The sequence below is a fragment of the Hymenobacter sp. APR13 genome, from assembly GCF_000737515.1.
Lineage (GTDB): Bacteria > Bacteroidota > Bacteroidia > Cytophagales > Hymenobacteraceae > Hymenobacter.
Genome location: NZ_CP006587.1, coordinates 2135769 through 2160000 on the forward strand (window position 1 = coordinate 2135769; position 24232 = coordinate 2160000).

The 24232-nt window shown below is 63.4% G+C and carries 27 protein-coding genes (1 of these 27 running past the window's edge); 19 read left to right on the top strand and 8 right to left on the bottom strand.

The features are described from left to right. Window positions 1-2 precede the first annotated feature (2 nt). The 11 genes from N008_RS22335 to N008_RS08985 all read left to right on the top strand — a co-directional run bounded on the left by N008_RS22335 (window position 3) and on the right by N008_RS08985 (window position 8218). The gene (locus N008_RS22335) at window positions 3-494 is read left to right on the top strand and encodes an endonuclease domain-containing protein (RefSeq protein ID WP_231569804.1); all 492 of its coding nucleotides are present in this window, start codon (window positions 3-5) and stop codon (window positions 492-494) included. An 83-nt stretch (window positions 495-577) separates the two neighbouring features. After that, a complete protein-coding gene (gene metF, locus N008_RS08945; protein WP_044015403.1) occupies window positions 578-1534 on the top strand; it encodes a methylenetetrahydrofolate reductase [NAD(P)H] in 957 nt (318 codons plus the stop codon). Between the two features lie 98 nt (window positions 1535-1632). Next, the gene (locus N008_RS08950; protein WP_052381357.1) at window positions 1633-2109 is read left to right on the top strand and encodes a tetratricopeptide repeat protein; all 477 of its coding nucleotides are present in this window, start codon (window positions 1633-1635) and stop codon (window positions 2107-2109) included. A 249-nt stretch (window positions 2110-2358) separates the two neighbouring features. Further along, window positions 2359-2949 carry an energy transducer TonB gene (locus tag N008_RS08955; RefSeq protein ID WP_081910692.1) on the top strand — a complete coding sequence of 197 codons (591 nt, stop codon included), beginning with the start codon at window positions 2359-2361 and terminating at the stop codon, window positions 2947-2949. Between the two features lie 56 nt (window positions 2950-3005). After that, on the top strand, window positions 3006-3554 hold the full coding sequence (locus N008_RS08960) for a hypothetical protein (protein ID WP_044015405.1): 549 nt from the start codon (window positions 3006-3008) through the stop codon (window positions 3552-3554). Between the two features lie 79 nt (window positions 3555-3633). Continuing rightward, on the top strand, window positions 3634-5169 hold the full coding sequence (locus N008_RS08965; RefSeq protein WP_052381359.1) for an N-acetylmuramoyl-L-alanine amidase: 1536 nt from the start codon (window positions 3634-3636) through the stop codon (window positions 5167-5169). A gap of 198 nt (window positions 5170-5367) precedes the next feature. Continuing rightward, window positions 5368-6771, top strand: a complete 1404-nt coding sequence (locus tag N008_RS08970) for an OFA family MFS transporter (protein ID WP_044015407.1) — start codon at window positions 5368-5370, stop codon at window positions 6769-6771. Window positions 6772-6807: 36 nt separating this feature from the next. Further along, window positions 6808-6951: a hypothetical protein gene (locus tag N008_RS23535; protein ID WP_197062975.1), complete on the top strand. Its 144-nt coding sequence runs from the start codon at window positions 6808-6810 to the stop codon at window positions 6949-6951. Window positions 6952-7149: 198 nt separating this feature from the next. Beyond that, the gene (locus N008_RS08975) at window positions 7150-7569 is read left to right on the top strand and encodes a DUF2007 domain-containing protein (RefSeq protein ID WP_044015408.1); all 420 of its coding nucleotides are present in this window, start codon (window positions 7150-7152) and stop codon (window positions 7567-7569) included. A gap of 93 nt (window positions 7570-7662) precedes the next feature. Next, complete coding sequence (locus tag N008_RS08980; RefSeq protein WP_044015410.1) at window positions 7663-8028, top strand: hypothetical protein; 366 nt, start codon at window positions 7663-7665, stop codon at window positions 8026-8028. Continuing rightward, window positions 8018-8218 carry a helix-turn-helix transcriptional regulator gene (locus tag N008_RS08985; protein WP_044015412.1) on the top strand — a complete coding sequence of 67 codons (201 nt, stop codon included), beginning with the start codon at window positions 8018-8020 and terminating at the stop codon, window positions 8216-8218. The genes N008_RS08980 and N008_RS08985 overlap by 11 nt, the downstream gene beginning before the upstream one ends. A gap of 18 nt (window positions 8219-8236) precedes the next feature. Here the strand turns inward: N008_RS08985 and N008_RS08990 are convergent, their stop codons facing one another. Then, a complete protein-coding gene (locus tag N008_RS08990) occupies window positions 8237-9463 on the bottom strand; it encodes a molybdopterin molybdotransferase MoeA (RefSeq protein ID WP_044015415.1) in 1227 nt (408 codons plus the stop codon). Between the two features lie 308 nt (window positions 9464-9771). Further along, window positions 9772-10812, bottom strand: a complete 1041-nt coding sequence (locus N008_RS08995; protein WP_156109140.1) for an RtcB family protein — start codon at window positions 10810-10812, stop codon at window positions 9772-9774. A gap of 328 nt (window positions 10813-11140) precedes the next feature. On the opposite strand from N008_RS08995, the gene moaC reads away from it, so the two are divergent. Both moaC and N008_RS23085 read left to right on the top strand, forming a co-directional pair. After that, window positions 11141-11629: a cyclic pyranopterin monophosphate synthase MoaC gene (gene moaC, locus N008_RS09000; protein ID WP_044015420.1), complete on the top strand. Its 489-nt coding sequence runs from the start codon at window positions 11141-11143 to the stop codon at window positions 11627-11629. Beyond that, complete coding sequence (locus tag N008_RS23085) at window positions 11619-12806, top strand: NTP transferase domain-containing protein (RefSeq protein ID WP_156109143.1); 1188 nt, start codon at window positions 11619-11621, stop codon at window positions 12804-12806. Before moaC ends, N008_RS23085 begins: the two co-directional genes overlap by 11 nt. Window positions 12807-13013: 207 nt before the next feature. Here the strand turns inward: N008_RS23085 and N008_RS09010 are convergent, their stop codons facing one another. Both N008_RS09010 and N008_RS09015 read right to left on the bottom strand, forming a co-directional pair. Continuing rightward, window positions 13014-13433 (bottom strand): molybdenum cofactor biosynthesis protein MoaE, encoded by a 420-nt coding sequence (locus N008_RS09010; RefSeq protein WP_044015422.1) that lies wholly within the window; start codon window positions 13431-13433, stop codon window positions 13014-13016. 220 nt (window positions 13434-13653) lie between these two features. Next, complete coding sequence (locus tag N008_RS09015) at window positions 13654-13896, bottom strand: MoaD/ThiS family protein (protein ID WP_044015423.1); 243 nt, start codon at window positions 13894-13896, stop codon at window positions 13654-13656. A 178-nt stretch (window positions 13897-14074) separates the two neighbouring features. Here N008_RS09015 and moaA point away from each other — a divergent pair, with 178 nt between their 5' ends. The 3 genes from moaA (at window position 14075) to N008_RS09030 (ending at window position 16338) form a co-directional block, all read left to right on the top strand. Next, window positions 14075-15091 carry a GTP 3',8-cyclase MoaA gene (moaA, locus tag N008_RS09020; protein ID WP_044015426.1) on the top strand — a complete coding sequence of 339 codons (1017 nt, stop codon included), beginning with the start codon at window positions 14075-14077 and terminating at the stop codon, window positions 15089-15091. 67 nt (window positions 15092-15158) lie between these two features. Then, the gene (locus N008_RS09025) at window positions 15159-15437 is read left to right on the top strand and encodes a DUF1294 domain-containing protein (RefSeq protein WP_044015427.1); all 279 of its coding nucleotides are present in this window, start codon (window positions 15159-15161) and stop codon (window positions 15435-15437) included. Window positions 15438-15534: 97 nt separating this feature from the next. After that, window positions 15535-16338, top strand: coding sequence for an alpha/beta hydrolase (locus N008_RS09030; RefSeq protein WP_044015429.1), 804 nt, complete (start codon window positions 15535-15537; stop codon window positions 16336-16338). A 17-nt stretch (window positions 16339-16355) separates the two neighbouring features. Here N008_RS09030 and N008_RS09035 read toward each other — a convergent pair whose 3' ends face one another. The 4 genes from N008_RS09035 to moeB all read right to left on the bottom strand — a co-directional run bounded on the left by N008_RS09035 (window position 16356) and on the right by moeB (window position 20064). Further along, the gene (locus tag N008_RS09035; protein WP_044015430.1) at window positions 16356-17162 is read right to left on the bottom strand and encodes a hypothetical protein; all 807 of its coding nucleotides are present in this window, start codon (window positions 17160-17162) and stop codon (window positions 16356-16358) included. A 73-nt stretch (window positions 17163-17235) separates the two neighbouring features. Then, on the bottom strand, window positions 17236-17571 hold the full coding sequence (locus N008_RS09040) for a hypothetical protein (protein ID WP_156109145.1): 336 nt from the start codon (window positions 17569-17571) through the stop codon (window positions 17236-17238). Window positions 17572-17577: 6 nt separating this feature from the next. After that, window positions 17578-18741 (bottom strand): putative sulfate/molybdate transporter, encoded by a 1164-nt coding sequence (locus tag N008_RS09045; protein ID WP_044015435.1) that lies wholly within the window; start codon window positions 18739-18741, stop codon window positions 17578-17580. Window positions 18742-18954: 213 nt separating this feature from the next. Beyond that, entirely contained in the window at window positions 18955-20064 is a 1110-nt protein-coding gene (moeB, locus tag N008_RS09050) for a molybdopterin-synthase adenylyltransferase MoeB (protein ID WP_044015437.1), read from the bottom strand. A gap of 260 nt (window positions 20065-20324) precedes the next feature. Between moeB and fdhD the strand changes: the two genes are divergently transcribed. From fdhD to N008_RS09065, 3 genes are all read left to right on the top strand, one after another. Continuing rightward, window positions 20325-21218: a formate dehydrogenase accessory sulfurtransferase FdhD gene (gene fdhD, locus N008_RS09055; RefSeq protein ID WP_081910693.1), complete on the top strand. Its 894-nt coding sequence runs from the start codon at window positions 20325-20327 to the stop codon at window positions 21216-21218. A gap of 253 nt (window positions 21219-21471) precedes the next feature. After that, a complete protein-coding gene (locus tag N008_RS09060) occupies window positions 21472-21798 on the top strand; it encodes a DUF7009 family protein (RefSeq protein WP_044015441.1) in 327 nt (108 codons plus the stop codon). Window positions 21799-21844: 46 nt separating this feature from the next. Next, window positions 21845-24232 carry the 5' portion of an FdhF/YdeP family oxidoreductase gene (locus N008_RS09065; protein WP_044015444.1) on the top strand. 174 nt of this gene lie beyond the right edge of the window, so the window shows 2388 of its 2562 coding nt (coding positions 1-2388); its start codon is at window positions 21845-21847; its stop codon lies beyond the right edge, outside the window.

Genomic DNA, 24232 nt, shown 5'->3' on the forward strand with positions numbered 1-24232 from the left:
GCATGGACCGTCGCAACGAACCTGACGAGACGCCTCACCCCCCGGCCCCCTCTCCGAAAAAGGAGAGGGGGAGCCAGACGATGGACCGGTCAGAGGTTGTTCTGCCACAGGAAAAGGCCTTTACCACCGACAAGCGGCAGTATGGCAAGCTCAGCCTGAAAGACCGAAGTCGGGCTATGCGCCATGCGCCCACGGAAGCGGAAGAAGCCCTTTGGCAGCTGGTGCGTGGCAATGCACTGGGGGCTAAGTTCCGGCGCCAGCACAGCATCGACCGGTATATCGTGGATTTTGTGAGCCTGCGCCACAAGCTGATCCTGGAAGTTGATGGCGAAGGTCATTATCAGCCTGATCAGCAGGATTACGATGCTGGTCGCACAGCACTTCTTGCCGAGTTAGGCTACCGACTGCTGCGGTTTTCCAACGCCCAGGTCCTCACACAACCCCGACGAACAATAGCCACCATCAAACTTCACCTCACCTCAACTGCCCAATAACGCGTCAGGCTCCCCCTCTCCTTTTTCGGAGAGGGGGCCGGGGGGTGAGGCGCCCACCAGCACGAGCCGGACCACCGACCGATATGAAAGTAACCGAACACCTGACCCGCGCCAACGGCAAAACGCTGTTTTCCTTCGAGGTCCTGCCCCCCAAAAAGGGCGAGAACATCAAGAACCTGTTCTCCAACATCGAGCCCCTGATGGAGTTCAAACCGCCGTTTATTGACGTGACCTACCACCGCGAGGAGTACGTGTACCGCCAGCACCCCAACGGCCTGTTGGAAAAGAAGACCGTGCGCAAGCGGCCCGGCACCGTAGGCATCTGCGCGGCCATCAAAAACCGCTTCGACGTGGACACTGTGCCCCACCTCATCTGCGGCGGCTTCTCGAAGGAGGAAACCGAAAACGCCCTCATCGACCTGCACTTCCTGGGCATCGACAACGTGCTGGCGTTGCGCGGCGACCCTATTAAGTCGGAAGGTAGCTTCAAGCCCGACCCCGACGGCCACGCATATGCCTGCGACCTGATCGGGCAGGTGTCGGACCTGAATAAGGGGGCGTATCTGGATGAGAAGCAGGACGATACCTGGGCTACGGACTTCTGCATCGGCACGGCCGGTTATCCTGAGAAGCACTTCGAGTCGCCGAACTACGGGGCCGATTTGCGCTACCTCAAGCACAAGGTAGACCGCGGCGCCGACTACATCGTGACGCAGATGTTCTTCGACAACGAGCAGTTTTTTGCCTTCGAGAAGCGCTGCCGCGAGGCCGGTATCACGGTGCCCATCATCCCCGGCCTCAAGCCGCTCACCACCAAAAGCCAGCTTACCATGCTGCCCCGAGCCTTCTACCTCAACATTCCGGAGGAGCTGGCCGACGCCGTGCACCTGGCCCCCGACAACGCGGCGGCCCGCGAAATTGGCATTGAGTGGTGCATCAACCAGAGCCGCGAGCTGATGGCCCACGGCGTGCCCTGCCTGCACTACTACAGCATGGGCAAGTCGGAGAGCATCCGGCAGGTGGCGGCGGCGCTGTTTTAACGGGTTTTTCGTTGTTTGTTTTTCGGTTTTCGTTGAAGTGAAAGCCTACGGGTTGTTGCCAACATCGAACACCGAAAAACAAACCACCAATAACGACCATGAACCCCGACGACCTGTTTGCGCGGCTGCGCGAGGCCACCGCCCCCACGGAGATTGAGGCGCTGCAGAACGGCATCTGGCAGCACTGGCTCACCACCCACGACCACCGCCTCGACAAGCACCTGGAGGTGGGCATGCGCGCCATGGCCGCCGGCGACTACACCCTGGCCATTGCCGAGTTCGACGTGCTGGTGCAGGCGCGGCCCGCCTACGCTGAGGGCTGGAACAAGCGTGCGACGGCCCATTACCTGCGTGGCGAGTACCGCGCCTCCATCCGCGACGTACAGCAAACCTTGCGGCTGGAGCCCCGCCATTTCGGGGCGCTGGCGGGCTGGGCCACCATGCGCCGCATGCTTGGCGACACGGCCGGGGCGCTGCGGCTGCTGCGCCGTTTGGAGAAAATCTGCCCGCACCAGCCGGGCCTGCAGGCGCAGCTCCGCGACCTGCGCGACCAGCTCGATAATCCGGAGAGCTGAGGCTGCAACGGCTTGTGTATCTGCTATAACACTTGTATATTTCCGGAATCTAACTTCTTGCTTTCCCCCGGCAGGATGTCGTTTTTGAAAGCTAATCAGGCCATTCCGGGGCCTATGTATACTAAAACGGGATGTAACGGGGGCAGCAGCGGTGAAGATGCAATTGAACTTTACCACTAATTTTTTTGCTCTGGCGGCACTGTGCTCTATCCCCCCTGAGCCGGCCGCGACTTCCTCCTTCCCACCCGTATGAAACAATCTTACTTTTTCGCGGCGCTTTGCGCCTTGTGGCTGCTATTGCTATGTCCCGGCGCTTCGGCGCAACAACGAATTCGCAAAAGCGAGCTGGAAAGTGGCGAGATGGACAAAGGCCGCAAGGTGGGCGTCTGGGAATATTTCAGCCTCACGCGCGACGGCCGCCAGGTGCTGGTGCAGCGCTACGACCACACCGCCGGCAAGCTCTTGTTCTACCGTCCCATCGAGGACATTCCGTACGAAGCGGAGGTGAGCCCCGGCCAGTGGACCCGCACCCGCGTGCAGCAGCCGCCGCTGTTTGTGGGCGGCGAGGCGGCGCTGGCGGCCTACATGGCCAAGCTCAACTACCCAATGCAGGCCCAGAATAAAAATATCCAGGGCAAGGTGCTGGTGTCGTTTGCCATCGACACGCTGGGCCGCGCCTCCGGCCACAAGGTGCTGATGGGCATCGGGGGCGGCTGCGACGAGGAGGCCCTGCGCCTGTGCCGCACCATTCCGCCCCAGTGGATTCCGGCCCGCCTGGCCGGGCGCGCCGTGCCCGTCATCTACGAGCTGCCCTTCACGTTCCGGCTGCAGCAGCGCTAAGCCGACCGGGGCGGCGGGCCTAACCTGAGTAGGGGTAGGTTACGTACATTTCGCCCATGAACCTGTTCCCTACCTTCCGCCTGCTGGCGGCTACCGGCGTGGCCGCCGGCGCTGCCCTGTTGCTCACCTCCTGCGACACCACCCCGCGTGAGCGCCAGGAAGTGGTGCGCGACGAAGTCCGCAACCTCGATACGCTGGCTGACCGCGCCGCCGCCAAGCTGCGCGTGGCCGGCCGCCGTGCCGCCCGCTTCGACTCCGTGTCGCGGGCCCGGGCGCGCCAGCCCGTCAGCGACGCCGACGCCAACACCTTTGCCAACGAGCTGCTGGGCACTTACGCCGGTATCGAGCAGCTGACGCCGGCCACCATCGAGCCGGCCTTCACGCAGTTTATGCAGCAGGTGCGGGCCCGCCGCAAAGCCTGGACCCAGCGCGACTGGGACTACGCCACGGTTATCAGCCGCCGCCTCAACGCCCAGTTCCGCAAAATACGCCTCGACATCAAAGGCCGCGACGAGCTGCACATCCGGGCTCTGCAGACCGAGTTTACGGCCATGGAAACCAGCCGCGACGTGAAAGACCTGCGCGAAGCCGTGCGCGAAGAATAGCCTTGTTTTCCTTGTATCGGAGAGCCCTGCCGCCTGGCGGGGCTCTCTTTTTATGTATGTTGATTAGGGGAGGTGCCACATGCGAAAAGCCTTTGAGAAGATTTCTGCCGGCTGGTGGCTGGCCTTGCTGCTGATGTTCGGGGCCAATCCGGCGGCGGCCCAGCGCCTGATAAAAACGGCGGAAACTGTGCCCGGCGGCGAGCTATGGCTCAGCCCTGACGACCAGCTGCAGGTGCGCCTGACCGGCGAGCCGGGCGGGCAGGCCACATTCATGAACGGCCGGCCGCTGCTGGAGCTGCCAGCGGAGCAAGCCGGCGGGCAGCGCGGCATCTACCAGGGCACCTATACTATCACGACCACCGATACGCTGGGCGGCCCCGCCGGCCGCCCCCTCTGGCTGCACCTGCGCCTGCCCGACGGCCGCCACGATTCCCTTGCCACCGCCGCGCCCGTGCGGGTCCTCAGCCCTGATCAGCCTCAGTTAGCCCTCACCCAAGGCGGGCTGGCGTATCTAAACTACGGCCTGGGCGAAGACCGGCTGGGCGGCGCCAAGCTCGGCTACCTCGACTCGCTGGTGGTGCTGCATGTGGTGGGGCGGGCCGCGGGCCAGTACCGGGTGCAGCTGGCCACCGGCCAGCACGCCTGGGTGCCTGCCGAAGTGGTGCGTCTGCTGCCGCCGGGCGGCTTCGTGCCGGCCTCGCTCACCGGCTCGTGGAGCGTGCAGGGCGACTCGCTCTACGACTACGTGCGCCTGCCGCTCAGCCAGCGCCTGCCCTACCGCACCCAGCTGCTCCAGAACCCCACCCGGCTGGTCGTGGACGTGTTTGGGGCGACATCCAACACCAACTGGATAACGCAGCGCGCCGGCCTGCAGGAGTTGGGCGACGTGTATTACGAGCAGCCCCAGCCCGACGTGTTTCGGATAGTGCTGCCGCTGCGGCACCGCCAAAGCTGGGGCTACCACGTGGGCTACGTGCGCAATACGCTGGTGGTGCAGGTGGCGCACCCGCCCGCCAAGCTGCGCCTGAAAGGCCTGCTGGTCGCCATCGACGCCGGCCACGGCGGCACCAACACCGGCGCGGCCACCCCGGCCGGCATCCGCGAAAAAGACCTCACGCTCTCCATTGCCCAACAGCTCCGGCAGGAGCTGGAGCGCCGCGGCGCCCGCGTGCTCATGACTCGCTCCGACGACCGCACCGTGGACAACGGCGACCGGGTGCTGCTGCTGCGCCAGCGCCGGCCCGCGCTGCTGGTGAGCATCCACGTGAATTCGGCGGGCAGCGCGGCGGCGCGGGGCACGGCGGCGTTCTACCGCTACGTGGCGTTTCGGCCGCTGGCGGCGGCGCTCTACCAGCGCATGCAGGCCGAGACCGGCCTGCCGGGCTGGGGGCTGGTCGGCAATTTCAACTTCGGCCTGAATGGCCCCACCGAGTACCCCAACGCGCTGGTGGAAACGGCCTTTCTCTCCAACCCCGAAGATGCAAAGGTGCTGACCGACCCCGCCGCTCAGCGCCGCATGGCGCAGGCCATGGCCGCAGGGGTACAGGATTTTCTGCAGGCCTCGCGCGCGAAGGGCCTGCGCGGCTGGCTGCTGCGCCAGCCGGCCCGGGAGTAGCCGCGGCGGTATCGGGTGGCCGGGGCAGGAGGGAAGCTGCTGGGAGAGAAGCCGGATCTATAGCTTTTTAGCAAAAAATAGTTGGGCGTTTGCCGCTAATCGGCGTACAAAGCCGATATCTTCCTAAAAATCAGGCACGGCTTCCGGTCGTGCTTTGGGCGTTTCTGTTCTACCTCACCACCAAAACCACCATTCCTCATGGCAGAAGATTCTTTACTGGACCGTAGCCGCACCGTAGCCGGCCCCGGCTACAACCGCTGGCTGGTGCCGCCGGCCGCGCTGGCGGTGCACCTGGCCATCGGGCAGGCATATGCCTTCAGCGTGTTCAAAAAGCCCCTGGGCGCCCTCATCAGCGGCAACCCCGACGCCCCGGCCCCGGCCGACTGGACGCCCGGGCAGCTGGGCGTAATCTTCTCCATTGCCATTGTGCTGCTGGGCCTTTCGGCCGCCATTTTTGGCAAGTGGCTGGAGCGCGTGGGGCCGCGCAAGGCCATGATGGCGTCGGCGCTGTGCTTTGGCGGCGGCTTCTTCATTGCCGCGCTGGGCGTGCACCTGCACAACATCTGGCTGGTGTATTTCGGTTACGGCTTCGTGGGCGGCATTGGGCTGGGCATCGGCTACATTTCGCCGGTGAGCACCCTGATCAAGTGGTTTCCCGACCGTAAGGGCGTGGCTACGGGCATGGCCATCATGGGCTTCGGCGGTGGCGCCATGATTGGCTCGCCGCTGGCCGTTATGCTCATGGACCACTTCAAGGCCGCTGGTACCGGCACGCTGGGCGTGGCCGCCACGTTCCTGGCTATGGGCCTGATTTACTTGCTGTTCATGCAGTTCGGCGTCTGGACCATCCGGGTGCCTGCCGATGACTGGAAGCCCGCGGGCTACGTGCCTTCCACCGACCACAACGCCCTCATCACCACCGGCAACGTAACGGCCGACAACGCCATCAAGACGCCGCAATTTTGGCTGCTGTGGGTGGTGCTGTGCATGAACGTAACGGCCGGTATCGGCGTGCTCGAAACCGCTTCGCCACTCATTCAGGAGTCGTTTTCGGATGCCGCCATGGGCGCCGGACGCGGCGTAACGGCGGCTGCCGCTGCCGGCTTCGTGGGTTTGCTGAGCTTGTTCAATTTGCTGGGCCGCTTCTTCTGGTCGTCGGCTTCGGATAAGCTGGGCCGCAAAACCACGTACGCCATCTACTTCGGCCTGGGCATTCTGCTCTACGCCCTGATTCCGACCCTGGGCGCCGGCGCCCAGCTGACGCTGTTTGTGGTGGTGTCCTGCGTGATTCTGACCATGTACGGCGGTGGTTTTGCCACCATCCCGGCCTACCTCTCCGACTTGTTCGGCAAGCTGCAGGTGGGCGCCATCCACGGGCGCCTGCTCACGGCCTGGAGTACGGCCGGCGTACTCGGCCCCGTGATTGTGAACTATCTGCACGGCAGCGCCAAAGACAAAGGCCTGGTGGGCGCGGCGGCGTATCAGTCGGTGTTCTACACCATGGCAATTCTGCTGGTGGTGGGCCTGGTTGCCAACTTCCTGGTGAAGCCTGTCGCCGAGCGGTACTTCGAGAAGGAGCCCGCCAAAAAAACAGTGGCCTAACCGCCGCATCACGTACTTCCTGACTTTCAATTCGATATGGAACCAAGAACGCAGAATTCCAACGCCGATGCCACGCCCAGTTCCACTGGCGCGCTGGTGATTGCCTGGCTGTTTGTGGGTGTGCCGCTGGCCTGGGGCGTTTCCCAGACCTTCATCAAGGCCCTTGCCCTGTTCAAGTAGCATCCTTCAAAATAAAGTAGCGCTAAAACAAAAGAAGCACCCCGCGGGGTGCTTCTTTTGTTTTAGCGTACTGCGTGCTCAATGTGGAGTGGCAAACGCTGAGTGTGAGCTATTTTGGTGACCAGTATAGCTCACTACTGAGTGTTACCCTAAATACTAAATACTCAGTACCTAATACTCAATACCGACCCCCGCCGCATGTTCGACGAGCCCACTGACCAGCCCATTGTGCTGCTGGCCTCCTTCGCCAACACCATCTCGGCGCATCTGGCCAAGAATCAGCTGGATGCCGCCGGTATCCCGAGCTTCCTCAGCAACGAAAACCGGCCATACGGCCCTATATCCGGCGGCGTACGTCTGCACGTGCGCCAGCCCGACCTAGCCGCCGCCCAGGAGCTGCTGGATGCCAGCCGCCCCACCATGCACGCCCTGGCCAGCTCCGACGACGAGGAAACCCCCGCCACGGTCCGCTGCCCCCGCTGCCACCACCCCGACGTAGTCTGCCGCCACCAGCCCCAGCCCCAAGATAACCTGTTCGTGAAGCTGCGCCTATGGCTGCTGGCCCCCGAGCGGCCCCAGTGCCACTGCTTCCAGTGCGGGCTGGATTTTGAAGGATGAGTCTTGAGGAAAATTTGGGGATTAATAATGTAAATTAAACTTTACTTTTTGTGAAGTATGATTTACATTTGAATTCACCTACTCTTCAATCACATGAACAAGCTCCTTTTGCCGTACTACTGCAAGTACATCAGTGTGTTGCTGTTGCTGAGCACCTGCTGGCTTGGGTATCAGCACAATGCTACCGGGCTAGCGCTGGCACTAACCACTGGGATACTGGCCTGGATATTCTCTGCTGAGCGCATCGAAGACGAGCGTACGGCTTACCGGCGGCTTCTGGCTTTTCGGGCCACCACGTTTGCCGCCCTGCTGTTTGGGGGCGTGTCGGCAGTGCTGGTGCTAAGTGGCCTGAGCGCCATTCCATCAATATTCTGCGTGGCTCCCGTGGCGTTGGGCGTGTACCTCGTGGCTTTCTACGGCGGCTTGCTGCTGCCTTTTCAGCGCAATTGTGCGGAATAAGCTGAAGGTAGCCCGGGCGCAACGGGCCATAACCCAGGCGGATTTGGCTGCTGCCCTGGCTATTTCCCGGCAAACAGTCATTTCCATCGAACAAGGTCGCTATGTGCCTTCTGCCGTGCTGGCCCTGAAGCTGGCGCGGTACTTTGGGCAAGCCGTGGAGGAGCTGTTTGAACTGGAGGAGCACGACTGAAACCGGCTATTTGTCTTCCTACCGAAACCGCCACACCGGCAGCACCGTGCCCGCCGCAAAGTGCTCCGGTTCCGGCGGCAGTTCCAGAAAGCCGCTGGAGGTAAGCAGGCTGGCCATGTCGCCGGAGCCGCCGGCGCGCTCGGGCGTGGCCAGCAGGCGGCCATCGGGGCCGGGCTCCAGGCTCACCAGCAGGAAATGCGTCATCGGCGGCTTGAAGTCGATGGGGTGGGTGAGCACGGCGGGCACGGGTGCGGCCCCGGCGGCCGAGGTGCCGGCGGGCTGCTGCACGGCCAGCAGCCAGGGCCGGGCGTAGCGGTAGAAGTTCACGAACGTGGACACCGGGTTGCCGGGCAGCGCAAACACCACCGCCCCGCCGGGCTGCTGCCCGAACCAGAACGGCTTGCCCGGCCGCTGCTTCACCTCATGGAACACCTGCTCCACGCCCAGCTCCCGCAGTACACTTGGCAGAAAATCGGCCTTGCCCATCGACACGCCCCCGCTGAGCACCACCGCATCGAAGCCGGCGAGCAGCGCAGGCAAACCCTGGCGCAACGCGTCGGGGTCGTCGTCGAAGTGGAAGATTTCGGTGCGGGCCCCGGCGGCTTCGGCGGCGGCCTGGAGCATGATGGCGTTGGAGCGGCGGATCTGGTGGGCCTGGGGCTGCTCGGTGATGGGCACCAGCTCGTCGCCGGTGCTCACCACAGCCACCCGCGGCCGCCGCGACACGGCCACGGTGGCGGCGCCTACGGTGGCGGCCACTGCTACTTCGGCGGGTTCCAAGCGGGTGCCGGCGGGCACCAGCAGGTCGCCCTGCTGGCGGTCGGCGGCCTGGGGGTGCACGTTGTGGCCGGCCCGGGGCGGCAGCGCCTGTACGGTGGCCCAGCGCTGGCCGTCGGCATCGGTGCGGAACGTGAGGTCCTCGTAGCGAATCACGGTATCCACGCCGGGCGGCAGCATGGCCCCGGTCATGATTTCCACGGCGGCCGTGGCCTCAGGCAGCGCTTGGGGCGGCTGGCCGGCAAACTGGGTGTGGTGAATGCGAAATTCCGTCTGGCCCGCCGCCAGTGCCTCGTAGCGCACGGCCATGCCGTCCATAGCCACCCGGTTGAAGGGCGGAAAATCCCGGTCGGCGCGCAGGTCCTCGCGCAGCACGCGGCCGGTGGCGAGGCTCAGGGAAAGATACTCCACGCCCAGCGGGCGAATGGTGGCGGCAACAAGGCGGGTGGCTTCAGCAACAGAAATCATAGGCACGAAGGTAGAACAAGCCATTGCTTGCGCCGTTTCTCAACGGGGAAATGGGCTGGTTGTTTGGAATGGATGATGCAGAGACGCGACACTTCGCGTCTCGTCGTTGAACAGTCCGGAACCGTACCATTCAAATAACATAAGCAACGACGAGACGCGAAGTGTCGCGCCTCTACATCGGCCGGTAACCCATGTAGCCAACTTAGTTGTAGCGCGAACTTTGCAGTTCGCGCCCCCGAACGGTAACTGAATGGCCGACATCCAAACGGCGCGGGGACGCTACCTACGAAGTTCGCGCTACTATATGCTTACACTCCGGTGAATTTCACGGTTACGAGGGGCGTCGTTTCGTCACACCGGATGAGGTGGGGCTGGGTCGCTAGCAGCTCGGCGGAGTCTTTGTAGGCGAAGTCGAACTCCTGCAGTATGCTGCTGTCGAAGTCGCCCTGCCGGTTGAGCAACTCCGGGAAGCGCTGCCGGTAAGCATCCTTCTCCGCCTTTTTCAGAGAGTGCCAGAACTTGAGCGTATCGGTGCGACTCAACTGTCGGCCCGCACCGTGGGCGCAGCTCCAGAGAGCAACTTCGGCGGCGGAATGCCAGGGGTTAGCCCGCACGATGAGGGAGCCCCGGCTCATCGACAGCGGAATGACCACCTCTCCGTCGGCTAGCAGTTGGGTGCTGCCTTTGCGGTGAATTACACCTTGGGGCATGAATTCGAGCAGGTTGTGGCAGCTGTCGGCCACCACGGGCCGGCCGACGGCTACATACTGGTTGCGGCGCAGAAAGTCGTAGGTTTTGGCCAGAAACTCCCGCCGACGGTCGGCCGCGTATGTGAGCACCCGCTCATACTCCTGCCGGTACGCCGGGGTAGCTACGTCAAGCGGCAGCCACTCCTGGCCGGGGTTATGCAGCTGAAGCAGCCGGACGTTTTCCTGGTACATGTACACGCCCAGGTTGCGGCTCCCGGTGTGCACGATGATGTACAGGTAGTCGGCCGACTCTTCCAGCGACAGGAAGTGGTTGCCGCCGCCCAGGCCCTCGTCGGTCATGCGGTGCACCTCCCGTTCCAGGGCCCGGTAGTGCCGGGCTTTGTCGAATGGGCGCAACACCTCTGCCCGGGAAATGCGCAGGAAGGCCACCCCGCAGCCCATATCCTTGCCAGTGACCAGGGGGTAGAATACGTCGGTGGTCTGGAAGGCCACCCCCACCGGGATGGACCGCTCGGAGCAGTAATGGATATCGGGGAAGACGGCAATTCGGCCGATAGTGGGTTGGTGCTCGAAGGCGAGCAGGGACTGTAGCGCGTTCTGCTCCACGGCGCTACAATCCGTAAAATAGACTGTTTTCACGAGGTCTTTTTTACGAAATGAATATATGGGAGGGGGAGCGCGCCTCGGGGAGCAGCCGCAAAGGGGCGCGCAATCTTCAGGGTCTCAGCATAGACCGTTGCAAAGATGTCGAAAAAATCAATCCAGCAGCTATGGCGGTTATTTCAATCGTCTTGCACCGACTGCCGGGCCAGCGCAGTAGCGCGAACTTTGTAGTTCGTGCCCCCGCACCGTTCGAAAAGACCATTCGAGGCGCGAACTACAAAGTTCGCGCTACTTTCCGGGCGGTACCTTCGTACAGAACTTACTCTCCACTTTCCTCACTCACAAGCTGACGCTTGTGCTCCATATGTCCGACTCCGCTAAACTCACCCACCTCAACGACGCCGGCCAGCCCGCCATGGTGGACGTGGGCGCCAAACAACCGACCCGCCGCGTGGCGCAGGCCCGTAGTCGGGTGGTGCTCGGCCCCGAAATCATGGCTTTGGTGAAAGAAGGCGACCTGCCGACCCGCAAAGGCCCTGTGTTTCAGACGGCTATTCTGGCCGGCATCATGGGGGCCAAGCGTACCTCGGAGCTGATTCCGCTGTGCCACCCGCTGGGCCTGGATAACTGCCAGGTGACCATTGAGGTGGACGGCCCCGACGCCGTGCTGATCGAGTGCACGGCCACCGTCACGGGCAAAACCGGGGTGGAAATGGAGGCCCTGACCGGCGCCTCGGTGGCGGCCCTCACCATCTACGACATGTGCAAGGCCCTCTCGCACGATATTCTCATTCAGGAAACCCGCCTCATCAGCAAAACCGGCGGCAAACAGGACTTCCACCATGCCGGATAACGCCCCCACCGACAAACCCCGCAGCAAGCACGCCCAGCTGGCTCGCCCCCACGGCGGCGAGTTCGGCCGCCACGAGCTGGCCATTCTGGGTGCCCCCTGTGGCCGCATCAAGGAGCTGGCCGCCCGGCTGCTGCCGCTGCTGTCTGATACCCTGCGCGTGGCCTACGTGGACGCCGACCACGCCGCCGCCGATGCCGTGCGCAACGGCACCACTCCCGAAACCGGCATGCTAGCCGCCGGGGCCAGCGCCGAGCTGACCGACAACATCCGCTTCGCCCGCCTCGATGTGAAGCGGCCCCTCGACCGGTTCAGTCAGCCCGAGCTGCTGCATCACCAAAGCCTGGTGCTGATAAACGGCAACCACTTCCGCGCTGCCCAGCAGCTGGTGATTCTGGACCCCGCCAAGCCCGTGGACAAGAAGCTGGACCGCCTCACCAACGTGCGGGCCCTGCTGCTGCCCGAAGGCGTCACGGAAGTACCCGCTTACCTGCAGGCGCATTTGGGAGAAGCCAGCGTGCCGGTGCTGCCGCTGCACGATACCGCCGCCATTGCCCAACTGATTCTGGACGAATGGCGCGCCGCCGCGCCGCCGCTGCGGGGCCTGGTGCTGGCCGGCGGCCGCAGCCAGCGCATGGGGCAGGATAAAGGCAAGCTGGCCTACCACGGCCAGGAGCAGCGCGCCTACGCGGCCGAGCTGCTGGCCCCCTTCTGCCAGGACGTGCACGTTTCCTGCCGCCCCGACCAGATAGTGGAGCTGGAATACGCTGGCCTGCGCCCCCTGCCCGACACCTTCGCCGACCTGGGCCCGCTCAGTGGCCTCCTCTCGGCTCTGCGCCTCGACCCCAACGCGGCCTGGCTGGTAGTGGCCTGCGACCTACCGTTTCTCTCCGAAGCCACCCTGGCCCACCTGGTGCAGCACCGCCAGCCGGCTCGCCTGGCCACCGCCTTCCAGAGCCCCGAAAACGAGTGGCCTGAGCCGCTCATCACCATTTGGGAGCCGGCCAGCTACCCGCAGCTGCTGCGCTTCCTGAGCCTGGGTTACAGCTGCCCCCGCAAAACCCTCATCAACTCCGACGTGGCCGTGCTGCCCGCCCCCGCCCCGCAGGAGCTACGCAACGTGAACACGCCCGAGGAAGCGGCAAATTATGGCCTCACCCCCCGGCCCCCTCTCCAGTAGAGAGGGGGAGTCTGACGATTCCAACGCCGCCACGTCGGCTAGCGCCTTCGCAACGGCTTACTGATCTTAATAGGAAATAAAAATGCGCCACTAACATAGGTAGCGGCGCTTTTTTTGGCGGTAGCAGTGCTTAAGGCAACAGCCGAAAGCGCTGCGCAGAATCGTCAGGCTCCTCCTCTCTACAGGAGAGGGGGCCGGGGGGTGAGGCTACGGGTGCGCGGCTACCCACACGTCGCCGTCCTCGTAGAACTCCTTTTTCCAGATGGTGACCACCTGTTTCAGGGTGTCGATGATGTACTGGCAGGCGGTGAAGCTCTCGGCGCGGTGGGGGGTGGATACGGCTACCACCACGGCCACGTCGCCGATGTAGAGGGTGCCTTTGCGGTGCACCACGGTTATTTTCTCCACCATCGGCCACTGCTCGGCGGCCTGCTCGGCTACTTTACGGAGCTGGTGAAGGGCCATGCTGTCGTAGGCTTCGTATTCGAGGCGCACCACGGGCCGGCCGGTGCTCTTGTTGCGCACCGTGCCGATAAACGTGTTGATGGCGCCCGCCCCATCGGCTTCCACGCTGCGCAGGGCGGCCGAAACGTCGATGGGCTGGTCGGTGAGGTCGATGTGAATCAAGGGAAGGCGATGGGGTGATGAGGAAAATGGGGATTAGGTAAACAGCACGTCATGCAGAGCGCAGCGAAGCATCTCGCGTGCTGATATCTGGGACACTCTGAATAGTGTAGAGACGCAACATTTTGCGTCTCGTCGTTGAACGGTTGAGGCCCTGCCAGACTTAGCCAAGCATTGCCGTTTAAACAACATCAGCAACGTAGAGACGCAAAATATTGCGTCTCTACCCGCCGCTTACCGGCGGAATCAGGGCTATTTCGTCGCGTTCCTGCAGCAGCGTATCGGCGGCGGCGTACTCGTTGTTGACGGCTACGGCCAGGCTAGTGAGGCGGGCCAGTTCAGGGTAGCGGGCGTGCAGGTCCGTCAGCAGGCCCTGAGCCGACTGGCCTTCCGGCGCGGAAACTTCCAGTACCGGCTGCCCCACTATTTCGCGGGCAATGCCGAACAAAGCGATTTTCAGATTCATCGGTTATTACGTAATACTGCGTGAGCCCCGGAGCCGGGGCGGGCGGTAAGTTCGCCGCAAACCGGCGAAACCTGGGCAGCCCTGAAGGCCGCCGATGCTTTTTCCCGAACGGAAAAGGCAGATTTACGTTGTTTGTTTTGCGGTGCCGGTGCGCCGTGTTGCTTTTTCCCTGCCGAGTATGTCTGCTGCCGTACCCTCCGTTCTGTTTGATAATCATGGCCGCCCGCTGGAATACCTGCGGCTGGCCGTCACGGACCGGTGCAACCTGCGCTGCTTCTACTGCATGCCCGAGGAAGGCATCAAGTACCTGCCCAAGCAGGAGCTGCTGAGCTACGAGGAAATGGAGCGGCTGGTCGCCATCATGGCCGGCCTGGGTGTGCGCAAAGTACGTCTGACGGGCGGGGAGCCGTTCGTGCGCCGCGGCTTGGTGCCGTTCATGGACCGCCTCAGCCAGATTCCCGGCATTGAGGAGTTGACCATGACCACCAACGGCGTGCTCACCGCCCCCCACGTGCCCGAATTGGCCCGCATGGGTCTGAAAGCCGTGAACCTGAGCCTCGACACCCTCGACCGGGCCCGGTTCGCAAGCATCACCCGCCGCGACGAGCTGCCCCGCGTGCTCGACACGCTGTACGCCCTACTGGCGGCCGGCATCCGGGTGAAAATCAACGCCGTGGTGATGGACGGGCAGAACACCCAGGACCTGCTGCCGCTGGCCGAACTGACCCGCGACCTGCCCGTAGACGTGCGCTTCATCGAGGAAATGCCCTTCAACGGCCACAGCCACGCGGCCACGCCCGCCACGCTGCCCTGGAACCACAACCGCATCCGCGAGCACCTGGCCCTGAACCTGGGCGAGTTGACACCCGTGGCGGCCCGCTCCGGCGATACGGCCTCGCACTACACTGTAGCCGGCCACCAGGGCCGCCTGGGCATCATTGCGGCTTACTCGCGCACCTTCTGCGGCACCTGCAACCGCATCCGCCTCACGGCCGAGGGCGGCCTCAAAACCTGCCTCTACGACCAGGGCGTGCTTGATATCCGGGCGTTGCTGCGCGGCGGCTCCTCGGATGAGCAGATTGCCGACGCCCTCAAATCTGCCTTCCGCAACCGCGCCGCCAACGGCTTCGAGGCCGAGCGCCAGCGCCCCCTGCACCAGCTTAGCTTTGAGTCGATGAGCACGATTGGGGGGTGAGCGGAGTTGCTGACGCATAACTTGCGGCCCCACTGCTGCACGTTTCAGTGGCAGCATCTCCCGCACCATGACTGTACTCCTGATCTGCCTGCTGTTCTTCAATCTGCTGTGCTTCCTGCTTTTCGCCCTCGACAAACGGAAAGCCCAGCGCGGCCAGCGGCGCATCCCGGAAAAAACGCTACACTTCGCCACGCTGCCGGCCGCGGCACCTGGCGCGTGGGCAGCCATCCTGCTGCTGCACCACAAAAACCGCAAAGCCGCCTTCTGGAGCATCACGCTGCTGCTAACGCTGCTGCAGGGAGCGACGCTCTATTTTGCGTGGCCCTATTTGCAGGAGTTGGTTTGACGAGAATAAGGGGCGGCGTGGATACACCAAGCGAATGCGCTTCGCGCAGACTACTCGCAGGGTATATTTCATTTATTGCTCGTATCCTTAATTCACGATGAAGATATTACTCTGGATACTGGGCCTGGGAGCGGCGCTGTACGTGGCGGTGTGCGTGCTGCTGTATTTTCAGCAGGAGCGGCTGCTGTTCTTTCCGGCCAAGCTGCCCGCCGATTACCGTTTCCGGTTCAGCGACCGGTTTGAGGAACGGTGGATTCCGACGGCCGACGGCACCCGCCTGCACGGCCTGCTGTTCCCGGCCGATTCAGCTTCCAAAGGCCTCATTTTCTACCTGCACGGCAACGGTGGGGCGCTGGATAGCTGGGGCGAGGTGGCGGCCACCTATACCCGGCTGGGCTACAGCGTGTTCCTGCTCGACTACCGGGGCTACGGTAAAAGCGGGGGCCGCATCAGCAGCCAGACGCAGCTGCTCGCCGATGTGGATACAGCGTATCAGCAGATAACTACTGAATTTCCGGAAGGCCGCACGGTACTGCTGGGCTACTCGCTGGGCACGGGGCCGGCGGCGTGGCTGGCCGCCCGGCACCACCCGCGCCTGCTGGTGCTGCAGGCCCCCTACGCCAGCATGCGGGCCATGGCGCGCCAGCATTACCCGTGGGTGCCGCCTTTCATTGTGCGCTATCCGCTGGCTACCGATGAGGTGCTGCCCCGCGTCACGGCGCCCATCGTCATCTTTCACGGCGACCGGGATGAGGTCATCAGCCCGGTATCCACGGCCCGGCTCCGGCAGCAGCTCAAGCCCCAGGACCAGTTCATCACCCTGCCCGGCGCGGGCCACAACGGTCTGACGGACAATCCGGAGTATCAGCGGGCCATCCGGCGGGTGCTGGCCGGACTATAACAGAACGGAGACCGATACTACTCTTCCGCTGCTGGGTTTGGCGTATTGCCACGCCCGATTTTTGTGTGAAAGTCAACGGCAGTGCGCCGGCCGTTGACCAGAGCCGGGCCCCAGGGCGGCGTGTCTCGGAGAGCCGCTTCCAGCAGCTGGCGAGCAGCAGCATCCAGCGTGAGTGGACCGTCCACTGATTTCAGGGTCGCAAATCCCATTTCATCAATGTGGATTGTTAATTCCAAGACGCCGCCCTGCTTTAACTGCTGCCGAACCGAAGCAGCCCTCAGCACGGGGTATAGGTAGCTGGGGAAATAAAACGCGTCATACGTCATGAACTGCGGCCCTTGGGTGGCGGGGGCATCGTGGCCAAACCGGGGCGTGAACGTGGCGGGCATCTTCTCTGCCACCTCTTGCGCCGCACTCACGTAGGCCTTCTGCGTCTCCTTCAGCGCGCGGGGTCTTTCACGGATTACATACCAGGGCTTATTCAGGGTATCACGGACGGCAAAGATCAATCCGCCTTCGGAGGCCGCTGTCTGGTCGCACAACACATCCGCGTACAGAAACCGTACGTCCGGAAATTGTGTCAATAGCTGCCGTAGCGTATCCGGCTGCGTAACAACGCGGTAGCCGTTGGCTTGCAACTTCTCCTGCAGAGGAGCTAAAATGGACTTGAACTCCTTAACGGAGTTGAATACCAGTGGCCCGGCAGGCTTAGCAACATGCAGGTAAATCAGCGGCTTTTGCGCCTGCGCTGCCGGTGCTGCCAGCAGAAACGCCCAAACGCACGTGCACAATCTGCATACAGATAGTAGTAGTTTCCGCAACATAGATAGGCTGACTTTGCCGTGAAGGTAGCAAACACGCTGTCCGACAGTAGCCGCAACTTACTTGCGCGGAAGACTACACCAAGGGCCGGTTGCCTTCCTCGGAAGGCACCAGATGGAGCGTGAGCGTGTGGCGGGCCTCGCCGGAATAATGCATGTGCAGCTCCAGGGTCAAGTGCTGCTCGGTGAGGGTTTGGATGAGCAGGTGCAGCGCCGACTCATTGCCAGCCTGCACGATTTTGCCGGCCTGCTTCACCCAGCCGGTGACGGCGGACGTAGTTTCGGGGGCCTGGTTCAGGAAGCTGAAGTCGAACACGACGCCCTCGCCCATGCTCCAGTAGCCCTGAAACGGCTGCGGGCCGGCCTCAATGCGCACTGTTTTCCAGATCCGACAGAGTACTTGTTCTTCCATACGCAGTTATTTGCCCAGCCCCACCCAGCCGCGCTGCATGGCGTAGTGCAGCGCCGTGCCCACTACCAGGCCCACAAGATAGCCATATGGCAGCCCACTGCACAGCAAGCCCACCAGCAAAGCCAGCAATAAGCCGGCCCGCGAGTCGCTGATGTCGCGCAGCAGGGTGGCCAGGGTGAGGGCCTCGAACAGCAGCAGCACGCCCAGCACCGGCAGCGGAAAAATCTGCACCAGTTGCTGAAAGCCTTGGCTGAAGAACAAACCCAGCACCACGAACAGCGCGCCGTAGAGCACCACCGAGCCGCCCGTGCGCCCGCCAAACGTGTAGTGCCCCACCATGCCGCCCGAGCCGTGGCACACCGGAAAGCCCCCCAGAAACGGGTTCACGAGGTTCATAAGGCCGTAGGTGAAGCTGATTTGCCGCACCGTGAGGCGGCGCTCCGGGAAGTAATCCTCCACCACCTGCCGGGTCGCCAGCACCGAGTTGCCCAACGACAGCGGAATCTGGGGCAGGGCCAGCAGCACCGCGCCCGTCAGCACATCGGCTGCCTGCGGCACATGCCAAGTGGGCAGATGTAGCCCGATGGCGCGGGTAGCGGTGGCGTAATCCAGCTGAAACAGCAGCCCGTAGGCCACGCCCAGGGCCAGCACCACCAGCGCGGCCGGCCAGCGCCGGTTTCCCAGCAGCACCACCGTCACCACAAACGCGGCCGTGGCCAGCGCGTAGCCCGGCAGGCCGGCGGCGGGCACGTATTCCTTGAGCGCCAGCGTGGCCAGCTGCAACGCCAGCCCGAACTGAATACCCCGGATAACGGGCTTGGGCACCAGCCGCGCCACCGCATCAATCAGCCCCGAAACCGACAGAGCCAGCATGCTCACGCCAATGGCCAGCCCGCCCCCCGAAATCACGCGGCCCGGGATTTTCTGGGCAATGACCAGCGCAGCAAAAGCCTTGAGCGGCTGCACCGGCATGGGCATCCCGTACCACACGCCCGAGAAAATCTGCATCACCCCGAACATGATGAGCACGCCCGCGCTGTCAATGTCCGAGGCGGCAATAACGCCGATAAGCAGCGGCAGATCCGTGCCCAGGCCCGCCAACGCCCCCGCCAGCTCGTTGCGGTCGAAACGAAGACGCGGACGGGTGGCTGCGGGGGCGGTAAGCGGCATGAGAAACTGGCAGAAGGTGTAAAGACGCGTATTCGCGTCTGTTGTTGCTGAGGTTGTTTGGTTGGTACCGTTCCGGCCTCTAATTTAGAACGTCATGCTGAGCTTGCCGAAGCATCTCGCGTGCGGACACCGGAGTAGTAATCCAGCATCAGCACGCGAGATGCTTCGGCAAGCTCAGCATGACGTTCTTTTACTTTTCACCTCATCACTCCATTACCTCATCACCTCGTCACCCATTGCTGCATCCTCCCAGGCCAGCATGCCGCCTTCCAGATTCAGCAGGTTGGTGAGGCCGAACTCGGTTTGGAGGCGCTCTACGGCCTTGGTGCTGCGGGCTCCGCTGCGGCAGTACACCACCACCGGATGGTGTTTGGGCAGGGTAGCCACGCCACGTTCCAGCGTGCTCAGGGGCAGCAGCGTGGCGCCGGGCAGGTGGCCGGCGGCAAATTCGTGGGGCTCGCGCACATCCAGCAGAAACGGCGGGTGCGCCGAGGCCAACCGCTCGTGCAGCTCCGCCACCGAAATGCTGGTGACGCCCACCCCGCACAACTCGGCGTAGTCGGCGGTGTTGGCGGTGTCGAGGTTGAGGACGGCCTGCTCGGGGCGACGGGCAAACTTGAGGGTGCGGGTCTGAAACGTGAGGGCATCGAACAGCCAAAGGCGGCCGCTGAGCACCTCGCCAATGCCCAGCACCACCTTCAGGGCCTCGGTGGCCTGGGCCAGACCCACCAGGCCGGGCAGCACGCCCAGCACGCCGGTGGCGTCGCAGTTAGGCGCTTCTTGGGCCGAGGGTGGCTGCGGAAACAGGCAGCGGTAGGTGGGGCCGCCCCGGTAGTTGAACACCGACACCTGCCCCTCGAACTTGTAGATGGCCCCCGAAATCAGCGGCTTATCGAAGCTCACGCAGGCATCGTTGAGCAGATAGCGGGTCGGGAAGTTGTCGGAGCCGTCCACCACCACGTCGAACTTGCCGACCAGCTCGCGCACGTTGCCCAGCGTCAGGCGGCAGTTGAACACCTCCGTATTGATGAGCGGATTGAGGCGGCGCAGGGCCTGGGCGGCGGTAGCGGCTTTGGGCTGGCCCAGGTCGGCGGGGCCGTACAGAATCTGCCGCTGCAGGTTGCTGCGGTCCACTTTGTCGGCATCCACGATGCCGAGCGTGCCCACGCCGGCGGCGGCCAGGTACTGCAGAATAGGGCAGCCCAGGCCACCGGCGCCCACCACCAGCACGCGGGCCGCCTTCAGCTTCTCCTGGCCCGCCTCCCCGATTTCGGGCAGCTGCAGGTGGCGACGGTAAATCTGACGTTCTTCGGAAGTGAGCATGGCAAGGGAAATAGGAAAGTCGTAAAGATGGGCCGCCGCCGTCGAATGGCCGACAAGTACCGCCGCAGGCATCGGCCAGGCCGGTTCTGCCGTAAGCCTCTGGGTCGGGCGGTGCAGGCGCGGGCTCAGCGGCCGGTACGCTTGGTTCGGTGTCGCGCCGGGCTCTTCAAAACTCCCAACCTCTTCGGAAGGTTACTTAATTACAAGACCACGGCTTCGGCCTGACCTTCCTGCTCCTTTCCTCTTACGTGTTACCTGCCGTGTCTGCTCCCGTTTTCCTACCCCCTACCAGTTACGACTACGTTACCGTGCACAAGGTGCAGGGCGAAACCGTAACCGAAGCCTCCGATGTGCTGGCCGCCGAGGAACCGCTGGAAATCCGCCTCGGCTACGGCCCCGCCGACCAGCGCCAGCACCGCACCCTCAGCATCACGATGCGCACGCCCGGCCACGATTTCGAGCTGGCGGCCGGCTTCCTGTTCACTGAGGGCATTATCCGCAGCCGCCAGGACTTGCAGGGCGTCATCTACTGCCCCGACGTGGAGAAGGAAGAGGAGCGCGAAAACGTGGTGCGCGCCGAGCTGGCCCCCACCGCCTCCCCCGATCTGCCGCGCCTGGAGCGCCACTTCTACACCAGCAGCAGCTGCGGCGTCTGCGGCAAAACCAGCATCGAGGCGGTGCACGCGGCGGCCTGCCCGGTGCTGCCCGCCGCGGGCCCCTATGTACCGGCCGGCGTACTGCACCAGCTGCCCGAGCGGCAGCGCGCCGCCCAGGACTTGTTCGAGCAGACCGGCGGCCTGCACGCGGCGGCCCTGTTTTCGCCGGAAGGCGAGCTGTTATTGCTGCGCGAAGACGTAGGCCGCCACAATGCCCTCGATAAAGTAATTGGCGCGGCGCTGTTCCAAGAGCTGCTGCCGCTGCACAATGCCGTGCTGCTGGTCAGCGGCCGGGCCTCGTTCGAGCTGGTGCAGAAGGCGGCCGTAGCCGGCATTCCGGTGCTGGCCGCCGTGGGGGCCCCCAGCTCCCTGGCCGTCTCCGCCGCCCGCGACTTCGGCATGACGCTCTGCGGCTTCGTGCGCCAGAACCGCTACAACATCTACTGCCACGACTGGCGCATCAAGCAGGCCGGTGACGAGCGGAAGGCTACCAGGTAGGCAATAGAACGTCATGCAGAGCGGAGCGAAGCATCTCGCGTGCTGACGTTGTGTTGGTACCCGTCCTACATAGGCGCAGCCGAAGCAGCACGCGGGCTGCTTCACTAGCCCAGGGTTTAAACCCTGGGCTACGGAGCTGGTGTTGTTTAACAACATCAGCACGCGAGATTCCTCGCAGGCTCGGAATGACGTTCTACTTATCTCCTTATCTTCCCTTCATCACCTCATCCCTCCATTACCCCATCACCCCCACATGAAGCTCCGCCTCGAAGACAATACGCTGCGCCTGCGCCTGGATGAGCCGGAAGTAGCCGCCTTCCGGCAACAGGGCTGGCTAGAAACGGTAGTGCCCCTGGGCCTGACCGCCGCCGACTTCCTTACGTATACCCTCGAACGCGACCCAACGGTGCCGGCCCTGGCCGTGCGCCACGAGGCGGGCCGCGTGCGGGTGCTGGTGCCGGCCACGGTGGCCGACGGCTGGACTTCCTCGGAAGCCATCAGCCTGCGCGGCACGCAGGAAGTTGCTGACAACCAAGTAGTCCATATCTTGGTAGAAAAGGACCTGGGCTGTAAACATTAGTCGCCCGCACCGTTTTAGTAGTACCACCGCGTTAATCCCACTCCGCATGGAAGATTCCCCAAAATCCGACCCAACCCAGGCCGGCCACCAGCAGCAGCAAAAAGCGGAAAATGCCCCTAAAAGCGGCGAACGGAGCGACCAGGGCGAGGCTCCGGCTCCCGACCATTACCGCCCCGACCCCCAGAGTATGCGCGACGAAAGCAACATCACGCCGGCCGAAGTGGCCAACGCCAAATACACCAACCCCATTCTGGCCCAGCCGCCGGAAGCCCTGACCGGCCTGACGCTGGATGCCCCGGCCAAAATAGCGGCCGGCGTAACAGCCGTGCTCAAAAGCATGGAGTTCAGCTGGAAGGAAGGCGGCCTCGACCGGGGCACGCGCGGCCTGCTCAAAATGAATCAGAAGGATGGTTTCGACTGCTCCAGCTGCGCTTGGCCCGACCCCGACGACCACCGCTCGGTAGCGGAGTTCTGCGAGAACGGGGCCAAAGCCACCGCCTCGGACGCCGACGACAAGGCTGCCGGCCCTGAGTTCTTCGCCAAGCACAGCCTGGCCCAGCTTTCCCAGATGACGGACCGCGACCAGAACAACGCCGGCCGCCTCACGCACCCCATGGTGAAGCGCCCCGGCGACAACCACTACTCGCCCATTGCCTGGGCCGATGCCTTCAACATCATTGCCAAGGAGCTGAACGCGCTGGACTCGCCCGACGAGGCCCTGTTCTACACCTCGGGCAAAGTGCCCAACGAGCCGGCCTTCCTGTTCCAGCTCTTCGCCAAGCAGTTCGGCACCAACAACCTGCCCGACTGCTCCAACATGTGCCACGAAAGCAGCGGCGCGGCCCTGAGCCCCACTTTGGGCTTGGGCAAAGGCTCCGTCACGCTCAACGACATCTACGAGGCTGAGGTGATTCTCATCATCGGCCAGAACCCGGGCACCAACCACCCGCGCATGCTGTCGGCCCTGCAGAAGGCCAAGAAGAACGGGGCTAAAATCATCAGCATCAACCCACTGCTGGAAGCCGGCCTCAACCACTTCAAGAACCCGCAGGATTTCATGAACCCCTTCAAGGCGCTGGGCGCGTTGCTGGGCGACGGCACCCAAATCACCGACCTGTTCCTGCAGGTGCGCGTGGATGGCGACATGGCCCTGCTGCGCGGCATCATGAAGCACCTGTTCGAGGCCGAGGACCTGAACCCCGGACAGGTAGTAGACCGCCCGTTCATCGACAAGTACACCACCGGCTTCGAGTCGTTCGAGCAGAACATCCGCAACACGCCGTGGGAGGATATTGAGGAGTTGAGCGGCATTTCGCGGGCCCAGCTGCTGGAAGCGGCCAACATCATTGCCCCCAAGCAGAAAATCATCACCTGCTGGGCCATGGGCGTGACGCAGCAGCGTCAGGGCGTACAGACGATTCAGGAAATCGTGAACCTGCAGCTCATGAAGGGCGCCATCGGCAAGCCCGGCGCGGGCACCTGCCCGGTGCGCGGCCACTCCAACGTGCAGGGCGACCGGACGATGGGCGTGTGGGAGCAGCCGACCAAGGCTTTCCAGGATGCGCTGGGCAAGGAGTTCAACTTCCAGCCGCCCTACGAGCACGGCCTCGACGTAGTCGATTCCATCAAGGCCATGTACAAAGGCAAAACCAAGGTGTACTTCAGCCTGGGCGGCAACCTGCTCGCCGCCGGCCCCGATACCGAAGTCATTGCCGAAGGTATGCGCAAGCAGAAGCTCACCGTCTTCGTGGGCACCAAGCTCAACCGCGGCCACCTCGTGACTGGCGAAACCAGCCTGTTGCTGCCCTGCTTCACCCACGCCGACGTGGACATGCAGCGCAGCGGCCACCAGATGACCTCCTGCGAAAACTCGATGGGCGTGGTGAGCCAGAACAAAGGCATTCTGGTGCCACTCGAAGGCCAGATGATGAGCGAAGTGGCTATCATTGCCGGCGTGGCCATTGCCACCTTGGGCGAGAAAACCAACATTGCCGACTGGGTGGCCATGACGGAGAACTACGACGTCATCCGTGACCACATCAGCCGCGTGATTCCGGGCTTCGAGAACTTCAACGAGAAGCTGCGCCGCCCCGGCGGTTTCTACCTGCCCAACGGCCCCCGCGAGCGGAAGTTCACCACCAAGAACGGCAAGGCCAACTTCACCACCACCGAGTTCCAGAAGTACCAGCGCGAGCTGGAGCCCGGCCAGCTGGTGATGATGACCGTGCGCAGCCACGACCAGTTCAACACCACCATCTACGACTACAACGACCGGTACCGGGGCGTGACGGGCGAGCGGCGCGTGCTGTTCATGAACGAGCAGGACATGGCTGAGCGCGGCCTCAAGTCCAAGGACCTGATTGACATCACCAGTCATTACCTGGGCTCCACCCGCACCGTGGAGAAGTTCCTGGCCATTCCCTACGATATTCCG

What these genes read in the sequence shown, in the direction of transcription:
- N008_RS08965 (WP_052381359.1), top strand. Translation starts at nt 3,634, where the DNA reads ATGCGAAAAGCCTTTGAGAAGATTTCTGCCGGCTGGTGGCTGGCCTTG.
- N008_RS09060 (WP_044015441.1), top strand. Translation starts at nt 21,472, where the DNA reads ATGAAGCTCCGCCTCGAAGACAATACGCTGCGCCTGCGCCTGGATGAG.
- N008_RS08950 (WP_052381357.1), top strand. Translation starts at nt 1,633, where the DNA reads ATGAACCCCGACGACCTGTTTGCGCGGCTGCGCGAGGCCACCGCCCCC.
- N008_RS08990 (WP_044015415.1), bottom strand. Translation starts at nt 9,463, where the DNA reads ATGATTTCTGTTGCTGAAGCCACCCGCCTTGTTGCCGCCACCATTCGC.
- N008_RS09025 (WP_044015427.1), top strand. Translation starts at nt 15,159, where the DNA reads ATGACTGTACTCCTGATCTGCCTGCTGTTCTTCAATCTGCTGTGCTTC.
- moaA (WP_044015426.1), top strand. Translation starts at nt 14,075, where the DNA reads ATGTCTGCTGCCGTACCCTCCGTTCTGTTTGATAATCATGGCCGCCCG.
- N008_RS09040 (WP_156109145.1), bottom strand. Translation starts at nt 17,571, where the DNA reads ATGGAAGAACAAGTACTCTGTCGGATCTGGAAAACAGTGCGCATTGAG.
- N008_RS09015 (WP_044015423.1), bottom strand. Translation starts at nt 13,896, where the DNA reads ATGAATCTGAAAATCGCTTTGTTCGGCATTGCCCGCGAAATAGTGGGG.
- N008_RS08975 (WP_044015408.1), top strand. Translation starts at nt 7,150, where the DNA reads ATGTTCGACGAGCCCACTGACCAGCCCATTGTGCTGCTGGCCTCCTTC.
- N008_RS08955 (WP_081910692.1), top strand. Translation starts at nt 2,359, where the DNA reads ATGAAACAATCTTACTTTTTCGCGGCGCTTTGCGCCTTGTGGCTGCTA.
- N008_RS23535 (WP_197062975.1), top strand. Translation starts at nt 6,808, where the DNA reads ATGGAACCAAGAACGCAGAATTCCAACGCCGATGCCACGCCCAGTTCC.
- N008_RS09045 (WP_044015435.1), bottom strand. Translation starts at nt 18,741, where the DNA reads ATGCCGCTTACCGCCCCCGCAGCCACCCGTCCGCGTCTTCGTTTCGAC.
- N008_RS23085 (WP_156109143.1), top strand. Translation starts at nt 11,619, where the DNA reads ATGCCGGATAACGCCCCCACCGACAAACCCCGCAGCAAGCACGCCCAG.
- N008_RS09030 (WP_044015429.1), top strand. Translation starts at nt 15,535, where the DNA reads ATGAAGATATTACTCTGGATACTGGGCCTGGGAGCGGCGCTGTACGTG.
- N008_RS22335 (WP_231569804.1), top strand. Translation starts at nt 3, where the DNA reads ATGGACCGTCGCAACGAACCTGACGAGACGCCTCACCCCCCGGCCCCC.
- N008_RS08970 (WP_044015407.1), top strand. Translation starts at nt 5,368, where the DNA reads ATGGCAGAAGATTCTTTACTGGACCGTAGCCGCACCGTAGCCGGCCCC.
- moeB (WP_044015437.1), bottom strand. Translation starts at nt 20,064, where the DNA reads ATGCTCACTTCCGAAGAACGTCAGATTTACCGTCGCCACCTGCAGCTG.
- N008_RS08960 (WP_044015405.1), top strand. Translation starts at nt 3,006, where the DNA reads ATGAACCTGTTCCCTACCTTCCGCCTGCTGGCGGCTACCGGCGTGGCC.
- N008_RS09035 (WP_044015430.1), bottom strand. Translation starts at nt 17,162, where the DNA reads ATGTTGCGGAAACTACTACTATCTGTATGCAGATTGTGCACGTGCGTT.
- N008_RS08980 (WP_044015410.1), top strand. Translation starts at nt 7,663, where the DNA reads ATGAACAAGCTCCTTTTGCCGTACTACTGCAAGTACATCAGTGTGTTG.
- moaC (WP_044015420.1), top strand. Translation starts at nt 11,141, where the DNA reads ATGTCCGACTCCGCTAAACTCACCCACCTCAACGACGCCGGCCAGCCC.
- metF (WP_044015403.1), top strand. Translation starts at nt 578, where the DNA reads ATGAAAGTAACCGAACACCTGACCCGCGCCAACGGCAAAACGCTGTTT.